17 protein-coding genes are annotated in these 17,353 nt (G+C 60.9%); 7 read left to right on the top strand and 10 right to left on the bottom strand.

All coding sequences use genetic code 11. From position 1 onward, the window contains the following. Positions 1 to 4 precede the first annotated feature (4 nt). Positions 5 to 2,074 carry a sigma-54-dependent Fis family transcriptional regulator gene (locus tag GM415_RS17385; RefSeq protein WP_158950436.1) on the bottom strand — a complete coding sequence of 690 codons (2,070 nt, stop codon included), beginning with the start codon at positions 2,072 to 2,074 and terminating at the stop codon, positions 5 to 7. A 318-nt stretch (positions 2,075 to 2,392) separates the two neighbouring features. On the opposite strand from GM415_RS17385, the gene GM415_RS17380 reads away from it, so the two are divergent. From GM415_RS17380 to GM415_RS17355, 6 genes are all read left to right on the top strand, one after another. After that, a complete protein-coding gene (locus GM415_RS17380; RefSeq protein WP_158950434.1) occupies positions 2,393 to 3,748 on the top strand; it encodes a dihydrolipoamide acetyltransferase family protein in 1,356 nt (451 codons plus the stop codon). Between the two features lie 8 nt (positions 3,749 to 3,756). Continuing rightward, complete coding sequence (locus GM415_RS17375) at positions 3,757 to 4,185, top strand: Lin0512 family protein (protein ID WP_158950432.1); 429 nt, start codon at positions 3,757 to 3,759, stop codon at positions 4,183 to 4,185. Positions 4,186 to 4,203: 18 nt separating this feature from the next. After that, the gene (locus tag GM415_RS17370) at positions 4,204 to 5,163 is read left to right on the top strand and encodes a thiamine pyrophosphate-dependent dehydrogenase E1 component subunit alpha (protein WP_158950430.1); all 960 of its coding nucleotides are present in this window, start codon (positions 4,204 to 4,206) and stop codon (positions 5,161 to 5,163) included. A 51-nt stretch (positions 5,164 to 5,214) separates the two neighbouring features. Continuing rightward, positions 5,215 to 6,186: an alpha-ketoacid dehydrogenase subunit beta gene (locus GM415_RS17365; RefSeq protein WP_158950428.1), complete on the top strand. Its 972-nt coding sequence runs from the start codon at positions 5,215 to 5,217 to the stop codon at positions 6,184 to 6,186. 64 nt (positions 6,187 to 6,250) lie between these two features. Continuing rightward, on the top strand, positions 6,251 to 7,240 hold the full coding sequence (locus tag GM415_RS17360) for an NAD(+)/NADH kinase (RefSeq protein ID WP_158950426.1): 990 nt from the start codon (positions 6,251 to 6,253) through the stop codon (positions 7,238 to 7,240). Between the two features lie 17 nt (positions 7,241 to 7,257). Beyond that, the gene (locus tag GM415_RS17355) at positions 7,258 to 7,566 is read left to right on the top strand and encodes a DUF6506 family protein (protein WP_158950424.1); all 309 of its coding nucleotides are present in this window, start codon (positions 7,258 to 7,260) and stop codon (positions 7,564 to 7,566) included. 67 nt (positions 7,567 to 7,633) lie between these two features. Here the strand turns inward: GM415_RS17355 and GM415_RS17350 are convergent, their stop codons facing one another. From GM415_RS17350 to GM415_RS18135, 9 genes are all read right to left on the bottom strand, one after another. After that, positions 7,634 to 8,023 (bottom strand): PaaI family thioesterase, encoded by a 390-nt coding sequence (locus tag GM415_RS17350; RefSeq protein ID WP_158950422.1) that lies wholly within the window; start codon positions 8,021 to 8,023, stop codon positions 7,634 to 7,636. A gap of 226 nt (positions 8,024 to 8,249) precedes the next feature. After that, a complete protein-coding gene (locus GM415_RS17345; RefSeq protein ID WP_158950420.1) occupies positions 8,250 to 8,576 on the bottom strand; it encodes a carboxymuconolactone decarboxylase family protein in 327 nt (108 codons plus the stop codon). A gap of 199 nt (positions 8,577 to 8,775) precedes the next feature. Then, positions 8,776 to 9,753 carry a lipoate--protein ligase gene (locus GM415_RS17340; protein ID WP_158950418.1) on the bottom strand — a complete coding sequence of 326 codons (978 nt, stop codon included), beginning with the start codon at positions 9,751 to 9,753 and terminating at the stop codon, positions 8,776 to 8,778. 162 nt (positions 9,754 to 9,915) lie between these two features. Continuing rightward, on the bottom strand, positions 9,916 to 10,122 hold the full coding sequence (locus tag GM415_RS17335) for a TOBE domain-containing protein (RefSeq protein ID WP_158950416.1): 207 nt from the start codon (positions 10,120 to 10,122) through the stop codon (positions 9,916 to 9,918). A gap of 228 nt (positions 10,123 to 10,350) precedes the next feature. Continuing rightward, on the bottom strand, positions 10,351 to 11,121 hold the full coding sequence (locus tag GM415_RS17330) for an ATP-binding cassette domain-containing protein (protein ID WP_158950414.1): 771 nt from the start codon (positions 11,119 to 11,121) through the stop codon (positions 10,351 to 10,353). Beyond that, the gene (locus GM415_RS17325) at positions 11,118 to 11,813 is read right to left on the bottom strand and encodes a GTP-binding protein (RefSeq protein ID WP_158950412.1); all 696 of its coding nucleotides are present in this window, start codon (positions 11,811 to 11,813) and stop codon (positions 11,118 to 11,120) included. The genes GM415_RS17330 and GM415_RS17325 overlap by 4 nt, the downstream gene beginning before the upstream one ends. After that, on the bottom strand, positions 11,801 to 12,826 hold the full coding sequence (locus GM415_RS17320) for an ABC transporter substrate-binding protein (RefSeq protein ID WP_158950410.1): 1,026 nt from the start codon (positions 12,824 to 12,826) through the stop codon (positions 11,801 to 11,803). Before GM415_RS17320 ends, GM415_RS17325 begins: the two co-directional genes overlap by 13 nt. Before the next feature lie 157 nt (positions 12,827 to 12,983). Further along, positions 12,984 to 14,516 (bottom strand): amidohydrolase, encoded by a 1,533-nt coding sequence (locus tag GM415_RS17315; RefSeq protein WP_158950408.1) that lies wholly within the window; start codon positions 14,514 to 14,516, stop codon positions 12,984 to 12,986. Between the two features lie 288 nt (positions 14,517 to 14,804). Continuing rightward, positions 14,805 to 15,053 carry a hypothetical protein gene (locus GM415_RS18135; protein ID WP_242012473.1) on the bottom strand — a complete coding sequence of 83 codons (249 nt, stop codon included), beginning with the start codon at positions 15,051 to 15,053 and terminating at the stop codon, positions 14,805 to 14,807. On the opposite strand from GM415_RS18135, the gene GM415_RS17310 reads away from it, so the two are divergent. Next, a complete protein-coding gene (locus GM415_RS17310; protein WP_242012467.1) occupies positions 14,934 to 17,270 on the top strand; it encodes an ATP-binding protein in 2,337 nt (778 codons plus the stop codon). The two genes, GM415_RS18135 and GM415_RS17310, sit on opposite strands and share 120 nt — an antisense overlap. The last annotated feature ends 83 nt before the right edge of the window (positions 17,271 to 17,353 follow it).

Genomic DNA, 17,353 nt, shown 5'->3' with positions numbered 1-17,353 from the left:
TTGATCAGGCCTGGATGCCGAACCGGTCCATTTTCGAGTAGAGGGTGTTTCGTCCGATGCCGAGCGCCTTGGCCGTCTTGCTGATATTTCCCTGGTGGAATTCGAGGGCCTCGCGGATGGCTTCCTCTTCCCGTTTCTTGAGCTGGAATTCGTTGCTCTGTTTGCCGCGCCCGGGCAGCGCCTTTCCTTTGGCCTTCTCCCGCAGGTAAGGGGGCAGGTGATCTTCCCGCAGCCAGCCTCCGCCAAGATTGTTGGCGGCGAACTCCAGGCAGTTGACCAGTTCGCGGACGTTACCGGGCCAGTCGTGGACCATGAGCAGGGCTTCAGCTTCAGGGGTTATGCCGGAGCATTGGATACCGAACTCGGAGCAGAGCCTGCCCAGGTGGTACTCGGCGAGGAGGGCGATGTCGTCCCCCCTGTCGCGCAGGGCGGGGATGGAGATGCCGACTACGTTCAGGCGGTAATACAGGTCCTCTCGGAACAGCCCCTTGGAGACGAGTTCCTGAAGATTCTTGTTGGTGGCGGCGATGATTTTCACATCCACTGGCTGGGGCGTAGTGCCGCCCACCGGGACAATGGCCCGCTCTTCGAGGGCGCGGAGCAGGTTGACCTGCTGCGCCAGGGGCATCTCGGAAATTTCATCAAGAAAAAGTACGCCCTTGTCGGCCTTCTGGAATTTGCCCACCCGTCCTTTTTTTGCAGCGCCGGTAAACGCGCCTTCGCGGTAGCCGAAAAGTTCGCTCTGGACCAGCTCTTCCGTGAAGGCGCCGCAGTTGACGGCGATGAAGGGTTTGCCCGCCCTCGGTCCGGCCTGGTGGATGCCCCGGGCGAACAATTCTTTGCCTGTCCCGGATTCGCCGGAGAGCAGGACCGTGGAGGGCGTCCTGGCGGCATTGCCCGCCTGGCAGATGGCCTGGCGCATGGCCGGGCTGGCATGCAGCACGCGTTCGAAGCCTTTGGGCGTGGCATTGGACCGGGCGTTCTTTGTTTCGGTCCGTTGAGCTGGGACTGCGAATTGGCGGGTGTGTTGGGTTTCGCTGACCGTCACGATGGTGTCGAGCCAGGTGCCGTTTGCGCTGAAGGTGGGCATTGCCCGGACATAGAGGCCGGGCTTGACCCGGCAGCGGATGGTCACCGGTTCACACATGGAGGCATGCTTAGCCTTGGCGAGGAATGTTTCGAAATCGAAGAGTTCCTCGGCCCGCCGTCCTCTCAGGGGGCGTCCCCGTTCTCCCAACAAAACCTCGGCAACACTGTTGGCGCTGGTCACCCGTCCTGCCTGGTTCAGGAACAGGACGCCGCTGGTGACCGAGTTGAACATGGAGGAGAAGAGGGAGGCCATCTGGCCTTCGAGTTCGGAGCAGTAGACCCGGGCCAGCTTCTGTTCCAGGGCTCTGGCCGCCTGGAGCACCAGTTCCAGGTTCTGTGAATGGTCGGATTTCACCGGGCCCGAGATGTCGAAGCAGCCCCAGACGTTGCCGCGCGGGTCCAGGATGGGAGCCGCAGTGCAACTCCAGCTGTGATGGCTGCGGCAGAAATGTTCTTCGCCAAACACCTGCATGGGGCGGCCCGTGGTGATGGCGGTGCCGATGGCGTTGGTTCCCACGCTTTCCTCGGCCCAGTTGGCCCCGGGGCCGAAATTCAGCTTGTCTGCCTGGCGCAGGACTTCGAGGTCGCCGCAGGTACGGGCCACGCGAGCTTCTGCGTTGGCGATGGTTATCAGTAGTCCCTTGCCCTTGATGGCCGAGTAGGCAGTTGCTTCGATATCTCCGCAGATCTTTTCAAGGGTGGAGGTGAACGGTCTGAGTTGTTCCATGGGGGTGAAGTCCCAGCAACTCCGGGGGGCCGGGTCCACGGCCATGCTCTGGCAGCGTTGCCAGGAATCGATGATGGCGTCCTCCACATCGTCCATGGCAACTTTCTTTCCTTCAATGAAACGCTTCCATCTGGGGTAGTCGACCAATGCTTCGCGTTTGCTGCGAAGTTGTGAGAGCGGGATGTCTACCGCACCCTCCAATGCGCTGGAATCACGGCTGATTCCAAAGCTGTTCCCATCCCTGAAAAGCGTATGCATATCCGGCCTCCATGACTATGCAGAATACTTTTTTACCCCCACATTCCAACTGACGCAAGCCGGGCGCAGTGTCAAGTGTTCGATTATTGAACATCGGATGAATATATTATCGCGGATTATCTGATTTATATTAACGGGTTGAATTGAATCATACAGTTTCATACGTCTCCCATTCCGTCTGTTCCAGCTCAGAACACAGAGAGTGGCGATATTTGAATATGAATCAGGATAACATCTTGTAATTTTTAATCATACTTGGTTGGCACCGCCGTTGCAATTAGCGACCAGTCCATATGAAAACAATCAGGAGGATTGGTCATGGCTCAACAAGTGATCATGCCCAAATGGGGCTTGACCATGAAAGAAGGAAAGATCGTCCGCTGGCTAAAAGGCGAAGGCGATCCGGTCGAAGCGGGTGAAGACCTCTTCGAAGTGGAGACCGACAAAATCACAAACTCGGTCGAGGCGCCCGCCAGCGGCGTTCTCTTCCAAATCATCGTGCCCGAGGGCGAGGTTGCAGCAGTGCAGTCCGTCCTGGCGATTATCGCCGAAGCGGGCGAAACCCCCGACAGGGTAGAGGGCGGAGTCGCCCCGGCAGCCGAAGCTCCGGCTCCGGCAGCCGCTGCCTCCGGCGATGCTCCCGCTGCAGCCGCGGCGGCCACGCCTCCCGTCGAGGAAGGCGGATTCGTGCGCGCCATGCCCGCCGCCCGAAAGCTGGCCAAGGAACTGGGCGTGACCCTGTCCACGGTCGGCGGCACCGGCCCCAACGGCGCGATCACCATGAAGGACGTGCAGGCCGCCGCTGACGCCGAATACGCAGGCATCAACGCCAGCCCCAAGGCCATCGAGTTCGCCCGCAAGAAGGGCGTGGATCTCTCCCAGGTTACCGGAACGGGCACCGACGGAAAGATCACCAAGGCCGACATCCTGCGGGCCATGAACCCGGTCGCGGAAGAGCCCGTCGCTGCAGGTCCTGCCATTGCCGCGGACACCATCGTGCCCATGGAAGGCGTCCGCAAGCTCATCGCCGACAACATGCAGGCCAGCCTGAACAGCGCCGCCCAGCTCTCCGTGTTCGTTGAACTCGACGTCACGGAGATGGTCAAGCTGCGCTCCACGCTCCTGGCCCGCAACAAGCGCGACCCCGAGTACCGCCTGTCCTACAACGATATCATCTCCTACGCCGTCTGCCGCGCTCTGAAGCGCCATCCGATCATGAACTCCACCATGCAGGACGACGGCATCCACATGCACAACTACGTCAACCTCGGCATCGCCGTGGCCATTCCCAACGGGCTCATCGTGCCCAACGTCAAGAATGCCGACAGCTTTACCCTGGAAGAACTCAAGGCCGAAGTCCGCGACGTGGCCGGCCGCGCTCGCAAGGGCGGCCTGAGCATGGACGAGATCGCCGGCGGCACGTTCACCATCAGTAATGTGAGCATGCTCGGCATGGACGGGTTCACCCCGATCCTCAATCCGCCGGAAACCGGCATCTTGGGCGTGGGACGCATCGTCGAGAAGCCCGGCGTCGTGGATGGCGAAATCAAGATCCGGCAGATGATGACCCTTTCCCTGACCTTCAACCACATGACCACGGACGGTGCGCCGGCCATGTCCTTCCTGCGTGAGCTGGGCGACATGCTGGAGAACCCCGGCCTGATGATCGTCTAGGAGACGTCATGCCGCGAAAACGGTTTGCCATAGAGCTCGGTTACGCCGCCGACCTGCACGGAGAGGACATGACCAAGGCCGCGGTGCGCGCGGTGCGGGACGCTGTGTCCCGGATCTGTCTGTGCGGGATCGTGGAAATATGCGGCAGGGACCGGTTCCAGGGCGTTTACGTCCATGCGGACGTGGCCGTGCCTGATCCGGAAGCCGTGGACCGGGATGCCGTCCTTTCCTGCATCCCCATCGGCGAGACTTCGCTGTCCGTGGTTTCCGGCGGCATGAGCGTGCCGGGAATCGAGGTTCCCTGCTTCGCTCCCGGCGTGAGCAATATCGTCGCCGCCTGTGCCGCCCTGACCGTCTCCATCGAGATGGACATGGCGGACGAGGGAACGGAAATATCGGAGAAACAGGCCTGCGGTTGCGCCGCCAAGGCCGAATAACCCAGAGGAGAGAAAGCAATGGCTCTCAGCAAGAAGACATTGATTCAGATGTATGAAACCATGAACAGGATTCGCCTGTTCGAGCAGAGGTTGCAGGAATTTTTCGCAGCGGGCGAGATCCCTGGCTTCGTGCACCTCTATCTCGGTGAGGAAGCCGTCGCCACCGGCGCCTGCGCAGCCCTGACCGATGCCGACTCGATCACCTCCACCCACCGCGGCCACGGACACCTCCTGGCCAAGGGCGGTGACCTGAAGCTGATGATGGCCGAGATCTTCGGCCGGAGCACCGGTTACTGCAAGGGCAAGGGCGGTTCCATGCATATCGCCGATATGGATCTCGGCATTCTCGGCGCCAACGGCATCGTTGGCGGCGGCGGCCCTCTTGCCGCCGGCGCAGCCCTGGCCGCCAAATACAAAAAGACCGACAACGTGGCCGTCTGCTTCTTCGGCGACGGCGCGTCCAACCAGGGTACCACTCAGGAAGCCCTGAACATGGCCAGCGCCTGGAAACTGCCGCTGGTCTTCGTCAATGAGAACAACGGGTACGGCATCTCGTGCCCGCAGTGCAAGTCCATGGCCGTCGTGGACATCGCCGACCGCGCCGCCGCATACGATATGCCCGGCGTGGTGGTGGACGGCAATGACGTGCTTGCGGTGCACGAGGCCGTGACCGAGGCCGTCAAGCGCGCCCGCAAGGGTGAAGGCCCCTCCCTGGTGGAGTGCAAGACCTACCGCTGGCGCGGCCACTTCGAGGGCGACGCCTGCACCTACCGCTGCACCGAGGAGCTGGAAGAGTGGATGGCCAAGGATCCGATTCCCCGGTTCGAGGCCAAGCTCGTCGAGAGCAAGACCATCACCCAGAAGGAAGCGGACAAGATCAAGGCGCGCATCGAAAAGGATGTGGACGAGGCCGTGGCTTTCGCCAAGGAAAGCCCCATGCCTGAGACCAGCGCACTGATGGACGACGTGTACGCCTAATCCGGCCGCGTTGCATTTCACGAATAGATAATTAATTCAACGGAGAGAATAATGTCCGAAAAAACATATCTTCAGGCACTCAATGAGGCGTTGAGGCAGGAAATGGAGCGCGACGAGAATGTCTTCATTCTCGGCGAGGACGTGGGTCAGTTCGGCGGATGCTTCGGCGTCACCCAGGGCCTGTTCGAGCAGTTCGGTGAGGAACGCGTCATGGACACCCCCATCACCGAGAGCGCCATCGTCGGCGCGGCCACCGGCGCCGCCGCCAGCGGCCTGCGCCCCGTGGCCGAGCTGATGTTCGTCGACTTCATCGGCGTATCCATGGATCAGCTGTTCAACCAGGCCGCCAAGATGCGCTACATGTTCGGCGGCAAGACCACCGTTCCCATGACCCTGCGCATGCCCCAAGGCGCCGGTATCGGTGCTGCCGCCCAGCACTCCCAGTGCCTGGAGTCCTGGTTCATGAACATTCCCGGTCTCAAGGTGGTCATCCCGTCCACTCCCTACGACGCCAAGGGCCTGCTCATCAGCGCCATCCGCGATGACAACCCGGTGGTCTTCCTGGAGCACAAGCTGCTCTACGGCGCCAGCGGCGAAGTCCCGGACGAGAGCTACACCATCGATCTCGGCAAGGCCGACATCAAGCGCGAGGGCAGCGACGTGACCATCGTGGCCACCTCCCAGATGGTCTACTCCGCCCTGGAGGCTGCAGAAAAGCTCAAGGCCGACGGCATCGAGGCAGAGGTCGTTGACCCGCGCTGCCTGCTGCCCCTGGACAAGGACACCATCCTGGACTCCGTCAAGAAGACCCACGCCCTGGTCGTCGCCCACGAGGCAGTGACCTTCGCCGGTCCCGGCGCGGAGATTTCGGCCATGGTCGCCGAAGAGGCCCTGGACTACCTGGACGCCCCCATCAAGCGGGTCGGCGCTCCCTTCTGCCCGGTCCCGTTCTCCCCGCCGCTGGAACAGTTCTACATCCCCAGCGCGGACAACATTGTTGAAGCAGTAAAGAGTATTCGCTAATCCCATTCCATAGCGGGGGGGCGGTTTCGGCCGCTTCCCCGCCGAATTTCAAGAGGGCGTTTCGTTGAGCATAGCAGCCATTCTGGCCAACCCCGCTTCCGGCAAGGACATCCGCCGCCTGGTCGCCCACGGCAGCGTTTTCGACAATCAGGAAAAGGTCCGCATGGTCCGGCGGCTCATCCTCGGGTTGGAACGGGCCGGGATCACGAAGATACTCTATATGCCGGACTCCTATGCCACTGTTCCGCGCGCCCTCAATTCCATTTCCCCGTCCATTCCCGTGGAGGCGGTAGAGATGCCCGTCCGCAACAACCAGACCGACACCACCACGGCTGCGGGTATCATGGAGACCCTCGGCGCTCGCTGCCTCATCGTCCTCGGCGGCGACGGAACCAGCCGAGCGGCCTGCAAGGGGACCGTCCGAATCCCCCTCCTACCGCTCTCCACGGGAACCAATAACGTCTTCCCCCTCATGGGAGAGGCCACGGTGATGGGCCTTGCGGCAGGGCTCGTCGCCAGTGGCCGCCTCCCCTGGGAGGCGTGCTGCGTCAAATCCTGCATGTTCGACATCCTGCTCGACGGCGAAGTTGTGGACATCGCCCTAGTGGATGCAGCAGTATATGATGATGTCTTTTTGGCCTCCAGGGCAGTCTGGCACATGGAAAAGGTGCCCCAGCTCTTCCTGACCCGGTGCAGCGCGGGGTCCATCGGGCTCTCGGCCATCGGCGGTCAGATCCGGGGCATCAGTCCGGAGGAGCCCCTCGGCCTGGCCCTGCAACTGGGAGAGCCCGCGCCCATCACGGTGACGGCGGCCATCGCGCCGGGCATGTTCGCGGACGTGCCCATCATCGGGGTGTCGGAGATGGCTCCCGGAGAAGTTTTTCCCATCAACGTCGCCCCCGGTCTGATCGCCGTGGACGGCGAACGTGAGGTGGAGATTCCGACCGGTTCCAGGGCGTCCATTCGCCTGAACACGGACGGCCCCATGGTCATCGATGTGGAAAAGACCATGTCCCTTGCCAGGGATGAAGGTCTGTTCCGCCAACCATCATAATCCGAATAGGAGAGAGCATGAGCAACGCACTCAAAGCCGCGTTCATTTTCGTCGCCCCCGGCGGCGACCCGAAACAACACAGGAGCTGGGTCCTGACCGAAGGCGTGGAGCTCCTGGCTGTGGCCGTGAGCGGCTACGACCAGGCTGAGGAATTGGCCCGCGATCTGGTGGAGAACGAAGGCATCGCGGCTATCGAGCTGTGCGGCGGGTTCGGCGTGGCCGGTACCGCACGCATCGCCGCCGCCGTCGACGTCCCAGTGGGCGTGGTCCGTTTCGACGTCCACCCCGGCCTGAACAACGTCAGCGGCGACAAACTGTTCGGCTGAACTTGATACCGGTGGACGCCGGGCGGCTTCGAATGATCAACCGCCTCGCGTCCGTCGAACAATGCGGCTAGTCGTCTGCGAGAACGTGTTTCGGCGTGACGAAGCAGGTGAACGTTCCGGCAAAGACGGTGTCCTCGCCGCACGATACTTCCACCCGCACGAGATGCTTGCGCTCCTGCGGGGTCTCGTCTTGCGCCCTGGCCACCAGGACGTCTCCCACTTTTGAGGGCTTCAGAAAACGGGTTTCGGCTGCCCCCAGCACCACGTTGGGATGGTTGACCGAGAGCATGGCCGCGTAGTCGGCCAGCCCGAAGATGAAGCCGCCGTGCACCAGCCCGCTACCGTCGGCAGCCATGTTCCGGGTGCACTCCAGGCGTACCTCGCTGCGTCCTTCCTCCACTGCGGTGGGTTCGCCGCACAGCGACCGGTCAATGCTTTCGTGCGTGTTGATATCCATATCTTTTCCTCTCTTGGATGAGAAACGGAACGGGCGTTCCATTCGAATTACTCGTGTGTCCCGATTATCTGCCTGCCGGACATAAGAAAAATCCAGGGCCGAGGCGCGTCGCTTGGCGTACGCGAGGGGCTGGATTTCAATGGGCAGGGCTCGGAAAGCCGTTTGCCGATATCCGGGGCCGGAGGGAGAACGTCTCCCCCGGCCCCGGCATAATGCCGATTTCGAACTAATCGAACAAGTCCTCGAGTTCGTCGAAGACGTACTTCATGTACATCATCTTCGGCGAGCCGCCCATGGCAATGGCCAGCATGGCCGCCTGCATGATCTCTTCCTTGCTGGCACCGTGGCTGGCCGCACCCTGGATGTGGAGGGAAATGCACATCTCGCACTGGGACATCATGGAACAGGCGACGTGAATCAGTTCCTGGGTCTTGTGGTCGATGGGACCCCACTGGCTGATCTCCTTGGTGAAGGCGATGTAGTTGGGGAAGACGTTTCCGGCCTGGGTGGTCATTTTGGACAGGGTCATTGCTGCTTTTTCTGCTGCATCCATTGGCTTATTCTCCTGGGTTGGTTGTTGAGATGCCTGGATAAAGCAAGGAGCATGCCTGCCGTGAAATCCATATTTATTTCTTTTATATCAACTGGATATAACGGCTGTGTCTGTCCGGTCTTGACCGGGCCATGTCTCGGACGTGAACATTGCTCGAAAATTGAACACTCCTTTTAAGGGAGGATATCGGCTCCCAGCCTCAGAACAGGCAGTCCAGGAAGGTGGGGAGATCCACGTCCTTGATGTACTCCTCCAGGTTGATTCCGGTCAGGCGTTCTTCCAGTGCGGCGCGCTGGTGGCGGCACTCGAGTATCTGTTCCTCCAACTCGCTGACGCTTTTGACACCAAAGTAGTCGCCATGGAGCCTGACGCGGGTAATATGTCCTTTTTTCACATACATGTTGACGTCCAGCAGTCCGCCGGGGGTTCTGGTCCGCCGGTTGAAATTGTAGGCCGGAGAGTAGCCGAAGTTCCAGTCCCAGGTACGGTAGCGCTCGTCGGCAAGCGCTTCTATGATCCGGTTCTCCTCTGCCGTCAGGGCCATGTCGTCCTGTGCGGCCTCCTTGGACACGAAGTCCATGAGTGCGGCGATGAAGTTCGTCACTTCCATGGGAGCGGGCAGGTGGCTGGAGATGTTGGTGACCCTGGAACGGACGCTCTTGACCGCCTTGTCCCGGTATTTTTCCGGGTCGACACGCAGCGCGCCGGAGAGGTCGGTCATGTCGGAGGAAAAGAGCAGGGTGCCGTGGTGCAGGATGCGTCCCTTATGGAAGTGTTGGGCGTTGCCCGAAAATTTCTTCCCTTCGATGAGCAGGTCGTTTCGTCCGCTGAAGGTGCAGTTCACGCCCATGTCTTCGAGCGCCTCCTGGATGGGCATGGTGAATTTTTGGAAATCCAAACCCTTGGAAGCGGTCCCGGTGCTGATGAAGGTGAAGTTGATGTTGCCCAGGTCGTGGAAGACGGCCCCGCCTCCGCTCATGCGTCGGACCACCGGGATACCGCGCTCCCTGAGAAAGGTCTCGTCGATTTCCGCCAGGGTGTTCTGGTTCCGGCCGACGATGACGGCCGGTGCGTTGCGCCAGAGCATAAACACCTCGGGCTCGGTTCGGGTCAACAAATATTCTTCTGCGGCCAGATTGAAGGCCGGGTCGGTGGACTGGTTGTAAATGTATCGCATGCGTTCTCCTTTGCCTGATTCGCATGCAAAAGCCGGACCTTGCAGGCGTGGTCGGAAGAGGTCTCCTTTATCCATCCCGCGGCTTGGCCGGGCTTTCAAAAGGAGTGAGCGGACGCCCGATGGGGCGTCCGCTCACGATTTGTCACTTGTGCCGAATCGGCGCTATTTGGCGATCATGACGCTGGTGGCCTTGACCATGGCCTTGACCTCGTCACCGACCTTGATGTCCATGCGTTCCACGGAATTCTTGGTGATCACGGAAACGACTTCCACGCCGGGGGCGATTTCGATAACCACTTCGGCGTTGACCAGACCGACAGTGAGTTCCTTGACTTTGCCGGGAACCAGGTTGCGTGCGCTCAGTTGCATTTCTTACTCCTAGAGGTGTTTTCGTATGCATTTTATGCATAGTTAAGATTAAGATGGTCTATCTATGTCAGAATAAGATTCGCAGTCAACCGTTGATCAACTATTCATGCGTTTTTTATTATGGTATAATACATATTGTGACAAAAACGCAATAAAGCCGAACAACATAATTGTTGTTCGGCTTGATTTTTATGGTTTTTTCTGCCCTGGAGGCGGGCGGATGCCTGGTTATTCCAGGGGGAGGCCTCGCCGAAGATGCGATCGGATGCGGGAGAATTCCGCTTCCGCGTCTTCCAACCGGGCCAGGATGCGTTCCTCGGCGCCCGAGCGGGGCAGTATCTTGCCTACCGCGCCGTTTTCGAACACCAGCCGCCGGTCGGCGGACAGAGCGAGCACGGGATCATGGGTGGCGATGACCACTATCTTGTCGCTCTTGAGCAGCAGGTCCATGGCGCGGGACTTGTCCACGCCCGCGTTCTCGATCTCGTCGATGAGCAGGATGGGCGACCAACTGAGCAGGGCCGCGTCCGCGATCATCAGCGCACGGGACTGGCCGCCCGAGAGCTGGGTGAGCTGGGTGTCCAGGTCAAAGGGCTCGCCGGCCAGGGCATTGGCCGCATTGATCACCTCGTCCGCCGTGGCCTCGGGGTCTTCCGCCTCTCGGCTCTCGGCGTGGGTGCGGATGAAGTCGCGCACGCCCATGTCCAGAACGAAGTTCATGTTCTGGGTCAGCTGGGCAACCAGCCTGCCCTGGAGTTCGAAGCGACGGTCCGGGTCGGGCTTTTCCCCGTCCAGGAGTACGGTTCGGCGGGACGGCGTGTCGCGGTCGGCCAGGGACTCGATGTCGTAGAGGAAGCGGCTCTTGCCCGATCCCGTGGGGCCGAGCAGGGCGGTTATCTCTCCGGGTGCGAAGGCCACGTCCATGGTCTCGTTCCGGCCGTCCTTGTCGCAACCGGCGGTGACGGTCAGGCTTTGCAGGGTCAGAAAATCTCCGCTCATTTTCCACCTCCGAACGCGGCCTTTTTCACGTTGCCCTTCTGGTAGCGGCTACCGATGCGGGTCTCGCTCAGGCAATAGGAGCAGACCGCGGCGGGCATGGCGAAGCGCAGCCGCATCTCCGTGACCGACTTGATGTCCGGGGCCATGCCCAGGATGGTCGCTAGGTCGCGGCACCCCTGGCCGGTCAGGCCGTTGATGTGCCGGATGACGGCCTTGGCGTTCATCTGCCGGATGCGGTGCCGGTACACTTCGCGTTCGGCCTGGGAGACGAGGTCGCCCTTGGTCACCAGGACCAGGTCGGCCAGCTTGAGCATGGGGCCGATCTTCTTGGGAGCCTCGATGCCCATAAGGTTGTCGATGACGCACAGGGCCAACGCGCCGCGAAGGTGCGGCGAGCAGCGGTTGCACAGCCCCGCGGTTTCAATAATGCAGCATTCCGCCCCGGTGGATTCGGCCCAGTCGAAGGCTTCCTCCAGGTTGGTGGCGAAGAAGTGGTCCGGGCAGAGACCGCCCGAGAGCACTGCGGTGGCCGGGATGCCCGCGTCCGTGTAGGTGTCGTGATCGCGGGTCTGGAGGCAGTCGAACTTGACCACGGCGCAGGACACGCCCTGGTGCATGAGTTCGGCGCAGGCCTTGGTCAACAGCGATGTCTTGCCGCAGGAGGGCGGTCCGGCGACGGTCACGAGGCGCACGGCGTCTCCTTGACCAGACGTCGGAAGGTGTCGTTGAGCAGGTCGCGCACGGCGGTGATGTCGTTGTCCCGGATGAAGTCCCAGCCAACCCATTTGATGCGGGCTTCGGGCGGCAGGTTGTCCGGGAGCGGGCCGCCGAGGGGCAGGAACCAGCGGGCGCTTTCGATCTCGCCGAATCCCCGGGTGAAGAAGTCGAGGAGTTTGTCCAGCCTTGGCCGGGCGTCGCGTTTGGCCAGGAAATAGATGGGGCTGGCCGCGGTGCCGTCCTCGGGCCAGATGACCTGCATATGCTCTGGCTGCTGCGAGGTCTCGGCAAAGAAATATGGGATGATGTAGATGCCGCCGCCCTTGGCCGAGCCGCCGGATTTGCCCATGCGCGAGGAGTGCATCAGGCCGTGGGCGTTGGCCGCGAGTTTTTCGATCCCCTCCATGCCGAACTCTTTATATATAGACATGAGGGCCGCGTCTGCCATGTCGTCGCCGTCGCCGCACATGTTGATCTGCCCTCGGTAGCGCGGGTGCAGCAGGTCCTCCCAGCGTCGAGGCGGCGGAGTGTCGCCGAGTCGGGCCGTGTCCACCAGGAAAATGTACGGGGTCAGGGCGTAGATCGTATAGCGTCCCTCCGGGTCCACGATGCCGGCCTCTTCATGCAGGGGGTGAACCTTCTCGGGCAACACGGCTTCGAACACGCCGGTGTTGACGAAGCGTTCGGAAAAGCCCTTGCGGAAGAAGTCGCCGAAGCCGATGGAGGCGATGATGCCCGGAAGTTTGTCCGGGTCGGTCTCCAGGTGCAGGGGGTCGTAGGGGTCAACCGAGGTGCATCCCATGGGGATGTGGATGTTAATCGGGTCACCCGCCTCTTCGTATTCGCGGCTCACCTCGTCCAGTTGCGCCTTGACCGCCAGCTTGACCGGACAGGGAGAGTAGAGGAGCAGATCGAGTTCGCCAGGGTCCGGGTTGTCCTGTTGGCCGGAAGCCTGGACCGAGGCCATAAGTTGGTCGAGAGTTTTCATGTATTTCCTTTTTGTCGCACGTAAGGGGACAATTTTGGAGTTTCCTACAAAAATGTGCCTTAATCCCTGCCCTCAAAGGGGTATATTGCCTTGTCAGCAAGCCCTGTGCCAGCAGTGTAGGCGATGCCCGGGCCAGGAACAACGGCGGATTGGCAATTTATCGCTCGACTGTCCTGCCCGCCACGATGACTCGATCCACGTGTATGGAGCCTATTTTCTCGGGGGCCACGGTTGTCGGATCGTCGTCCAGAACGACTAGGTCCGCGACTTTTCCCGGCTCGATGCTGCCGCGTTCATGCTCTTCGAAACCGCTATACGCCGCATCCGAGGTGAACATGCGGATGGCCTCCAGGGGCGTGAGCCGTTCCTCTTTGATGGGGTGAAGCACGGCGGCCTGGATGCCTACCAGCGGGGTGTGGGGCGTGATGGGACAATCGGAACCGCCGCACATGACGATGCCCTTGTCCAGCATGGTCCGGTAGGGATGAATCCAGCGCAGCCGGTCCTTGCCGAAGCGCAGTTCGTAGTCGTCCATATCTACTAAGAAGGGAAAGAACGCGGGCTGCATGGAGGCGATGATGCCCGCCTCGGCCATGCGATCGAGCTGGCCGGGGGTGGGGATTTCGCAGTGCTCGATGCGGTGGCGGTGGTCCTTGCGCGGGTGCGCCGCGATGGCGCGCTCCATGGCCAGGAGAACCTGTTCGATGGCCCGGTCGGTCTCGCAGTGGATGGCGGTCTGCAACCCGGCCTTGTGTGCGGCCAGGATGAAGTCGTCCATCTGTTGTTGGGAAAAGTTGAGGGTGCCCCGGTTGTCGGGCTGGTCGAGGTAGGGCTCGAACACGGCGGCGGTGCGGGCGTCGATGGCTCCGTCCGCGCAGATGCAGCCGCCGATGCGTTTCAGGCCGAGGTTCACGGTTTCCTCGATGTCCATGACCTGGTTCCAGATCACGGTGTTCAGGGGCAGCTTGTCACGGTTCTCCACCACCAGCCGGGTGTCGCCCGGGCCGAACTCGCCGCCCTCCAGGCAGTGCAGGGTGGTGATGCCCTGTCTCAGAGCCGCCTCGCAGGCTGCGCGGAAGCTGGCCAGCTTGGCCTCTGCCGGGGTGAGGGAGCTGACCGCCGGGAACACGTGAGTGAGGGAACCGGGATCGCGCACCAGCCCGGTGGGCATGCCGTCAGCCCCCACGTCAAGGCCCGGCAGGCCGCGCGGGAGGTCGAGGATCTCCAGCGCTCTGGAGTTGAGGGCGCACAGGTGCCATGAGGTGTGGACGACCATGACCGGCCGGTTGGGGCAGGCCGCGTCCAGGTCTTCCTTCAGGGGGAGCCTGCCTTCGCGTACGTTGTACTCGTTGAGTGAATAGCCGAGGACCCAACGGTCGTCGGGCGCTTCTTTCGCGGCTTCGGTGAGGCGGGCATAGACGGTGTCCAGAGAGTCGTCTCCCAGGAAGTTCAGCCCGTTGAGGACCTGGCCGGTCAGGCCGAGGTGCTGATGGGTGTCCATGAACCCGGGCAGCATGGTCTTGCCGTCCAGGGAGAGGACCGGATGCCCGTCCCGGATGAGGGGGGCGACGTCGTCCGCACTGCCGACCAGGGTGATGCGTCCGTTTTCCACTGCCAGGGCGCTGAAACGGGTGTCCGCGTCGTCCATGGCGATACCATTGACGTTGGTGATGATATAGTTTTCATGCATTGATTTTTACTCCGTAGGCGTTTCGCCTGGATTCGAGCGTTTCGGGAACGTATTCCCCGGCACGGATCGGGCCGGAATTTTCATAGCACCGTCGGAATCCGGGATAAACCGGAAAATCGAGGGGTTCGGGGTGGGAATGAAAAGAGCGGAAAAATTTATAACACGATTGGCAATGTCTCCCATTCAGTCTATTGTCGGGAATAGTGTGAAATGTTGGGCGGATCGCCTTTGGGCGCAACATGCAACGATTGACCGGTGATACCGGCGGCCGCGATGAAACGAATTTTGCTATTTATGGCCTTGGCCGTTCTGTTCCTTTTTGCGGTGGGAGCATACGGGCAAGGGGGTGAAGGGGATGAGGATTTCCTTTCCCTCGAAGAGCGTCAATGGTTGCTTGACCATGCGGCTGACGTTGAGGTGCTTTTCGGATACGAAGCGCCGCCCAACGCCTTCCACGACGAATCGGGCGAATATGTGGGGTTGCTCGTCGACTACCACAGTGAACTGGAGTCCGTTCTCGGCGTCACGTTTGTCCATAGGGACTTGCCCACTTGGCAGGAAGTAATGAAGTATGCCCAAATTGGCAGGAACTTCCTGATCGTGGGCATCGCGAGCACGGCCGACAGGGCCAGATCCCTTTCCTTCACCAACTCTTTCATCAAGATTCCCTACGTAATCGTCACTCGGCAATCCTCGTCAATCCGGACCATGGAGGACCTGTATGGATACCGGGTCTGCACGGTGGCCGGATACGCCGTCAACGACTATCTTGCCCAACACTACCCGGCCATAGTTCCATCGGGCGTGGTTGATAATCTGGAAGGGCTGCGGGGCGTGTCCACCGGGTTGTATGACGCCATGATCATCAATCAGATGTATGGCTCCTACCTGATCCACTCCCAGGGGCTGACCAACCTGAAGATCGCCGGCGACAGCGGTTACGTGAACCGGTTGTCCGTGGCCACCTCCAAGCATGACCAGATGCTCTTCTCCATCCTGGACAAGGCCGTTGATCGCATCCCGATAGAAAAAAGGCAGGAGTTGTTCGAAAGATGGGTGGGCGGCAGCCCGCCTGTTGTCCCGGTGGAAGTCTATTACTGGTTCATGGGGCTTGTTGGCGTGGGCGCCATCCTCCTGGCAGCTGCCTGGTGCTGGACCATGTCCCTGCGCAGCGCCCTGAGCAAACAAACGCATCAATTGCGCCAGAGCGAGGAACAATACCGCGCCTTTTTCGAGGACAATCAGGTAGTCATGCTTGTGGTCGATCCCGAGACAGGCTCATTGCTGGACGTAAACAAGGCCGCTGAGGGCTTTTATGGGTACGACCGGAAAACGTTGCTGACGACCACGGTTTACGAACTCAATAAGGTGACCGACTCGACCGTCAGAAAGAGGTTGAATGGTGTTTCTGCGGACAACCTCAGGAGTTTTCAGTCCAGGCACAGGCTGGCTGACGGCAGGTTGCGCGACGTCGAGGTCTATACAGGACCCTTCATGCTGCACGGCAAGAAGCGGATCATCTCCGTTGTTCTCGACATCACGGAGCGGTTGCTGGGAGAGGCTGAACTGGCCAGCGCCAAGGAGACGGCCATCGCCTCCAATCGTGCCAAGTCCCGGTTCCTCGCCAACATGAGTCACGAGATCCGAACGCCGCTCAACGGCGTGCTCGGCATGCTCCAACTGCTCTTTACCACCAAGCTGGATACGGAACAGCGGGACTATGCAGGGAACGCCATCGCCTCGTCCAAGCGGTTGAACCGGCTTATCTCGGACATTCTGGATATCTCCCGCGTTGAAGCCGGAACCCTGCGCCTTCACGTCGGTCCCATGCAGCTTTCCAGAACCCTTCGTCAGATCAGGGACATGTTCCGATCCGTCATCAGCCAGTCCGGGGTGGAGATGGTCTACGACGTGGATCCGGCCATTCCTCAGATGCTCTACGGCGACGAGGTTCGCGTTCAGCAGGTCCTGGGCAACCTGGTTGGAAACGCATTGAAATTTACCGAGAAGGGCAGTGTGACTGTGGAAGCGTCCCTGCTGCCCGTCAGGGAAGAGAACAAATGCAAGGTCCTGTTTTTGGTGCAGGATACCGGGATCGGCATTCCGGAGGAAAAGGTCGAAACACTGTTCCAGCCCTTCATGCAGGTGGAAGAGGGTTACCGCCGCGACCAGCAGGGTGCGGGACTGGGGCTGGCAATTACCCGCCGTCTCGTGGACATCATGGGCGGCGGCCTTGCCGTGGACAGCACCATGGGTAGGGGCACCGCCATCTATTTCTATCTTATGTTCGACCTTGTCCCTCCCGAGGGCGGAACACTGGACGAGTTCTCGCAGGTGGAGATTCTGCCTGAGGACGCCCTGGAAGGGCTGCGAATTCTCCTGGCCGAGGACGAGCGGATCAACAGGTTGGCCACGTCCAGGTTGCTGGAAAAGGCCGGCGCCAAGGTCCATTCGGTGGAAAATGGCGAGGCGGTCCTCGAGGCCCTGCGTGGCGACCGGTTCGACCTGGTGCTCATGGACGTCCAGATGCCGGTCATGGACGGCATCGACTCCACGGCCGCCATCCGAAAGGGGGAGGCCGGGGATGACAACCGTCTCATTCCCGTCATCGCCCTGACCGCCCACGCCATGGCCGGGGACAGGGAGAAGTTCCTTGCCGCCGGCATGGATGGTTATCTGAGCAAGCCCGTTGACGCGGGGGATCTCCGCAGGGAACTGGGAGCCATCAAGGCAAATGGCGGCTCCGGCGATTAAGGCGTGCTGGGTTGCTTGCCTTTGCGTCTTCCAGGATGGAATTGTAGCTGGCTGTGGTATCGGGGGAGATGCGCTCCGGCACG

Source organism: Pseudodesulfovibrio cashew (assembly GCF_009762795.1).
GTDB classification, from domain to species: domain Bacteria; phylum Desulfobacterota; class Desulfovibrionia; order Desulfovibrionales; family Desulfovibrionaceae; genus Pseudodesulfovibrio; species Pseudodesulfovibrio cashew.
This window is presented reverse-complemented; position numbering and strand designations above follow the sequence as displayed.

What these genes read in the sequence shown, in the direction of transcription:
- GM415_RS17375 (WP_158950432.1), top strand. Translation starts at nt 3,757, where the DNA reads ATGCCGCGAAAACGGTTTGCCATAGAGCTCGGTTACGCCGCCGACCTG.
- GM415_RS17340 (WP_158950418.1), bottom strand. Translation starts at nt 9,753, where the DNA reads ATGCGATACATTTACAACCAGTCCACCGACCCGGCCTTCAATCTGGCC.
- GM415_RS17365 (WP_158950428.1), top strand. Translation starts at nt 5,215, where the DNA reads ATGTCCGAAAAAACATATCTTCAGGCACTCAATGAGGCGTTGAGGCAG.
- GM415_RS17315 (WP_158950408.1), bottom strand. Translation starts at nt 14,516, where the DNA reads ATGCATGAAAACTATATCATCACCAACGTCAATGGTATCGCCATGGAC.
- GM415_RS17355 (WP_158950424.1), top strand. Translation starts at nt 7,258, where the DNA reads ATGAGCAACGCACTCAAAGCCGCGTTCATTTTCGTCGCCCCCGGCGGC.
- GM415_RS17320 (WP_158950410.1), bottom strand. Translation starts at nt 12,826, where the DNA reads ATGAAAACTCTCGACCAACTTATGGCCTCGGTCCAGGCTTCCGGCCAA.
- GM415_RS17385 (WP_158950436.1), bottom strand. Translation starts at nt 2,074, where the DNA reads ATGCATACGCTTTTCAGGGATGGGAACAGCTTTGGAATCAGCCGTGAT.
- GM415_RS17370 (WP_158950430.1), top strand. Translation starts at nt 4,204, where the DNA reads ATGGCTCTCAGCAAGAAGACATTGATTCAGATGTATGAAACCATGAAC.
- GM415_RS17345 (WP_158950420.1), bottom strand. Translation starts at nt 8,576, where the DNA reads ATGGATGCAGCAGAAAAAGCAGCAATGACCCTGTCCAAAATGACCACC.
- GM415_RS17350 (WP_158950422.1), bottom strand. Translation starts at nt 8,023, where the DNA reads ATGGATATCAACACGCACGAAAGCATTGACCGGTCGCTGTGCGGCGAA.
- GM415_RS18135 (WP_242012473.1), bottom strand. Translation starts at nt 15,053, where the DNA reads ATGGACAAACGTGACGCCGAGAACGGACTCCAGTTCACTGTGGTAGTC.
- GM415_RS17330 (WP_158950414.1), bottom strand. Translation starts at nt 11,121, where the DNA reads ATGAGCGGAGATTTTCTGACCCTGCAAAGCCTGACCGTCACCGCCGGT.
- GM415_RS17335 (WP_158950416.1), bottom strand. Translation starts at nt 10,122, where the DNA reads ATGCAACTGAGCGCACGCAACCTGGTTCCCGGCAAAGTCAAGGAACTC.
- GM415_RS17380 (WP_158950434.1), top strand. Translation starts at nt 2,393, where the DNA reads ATGGCTCAACAAGTGATCATGCCCAAATGGGGCTTGACCATGAAAGAA.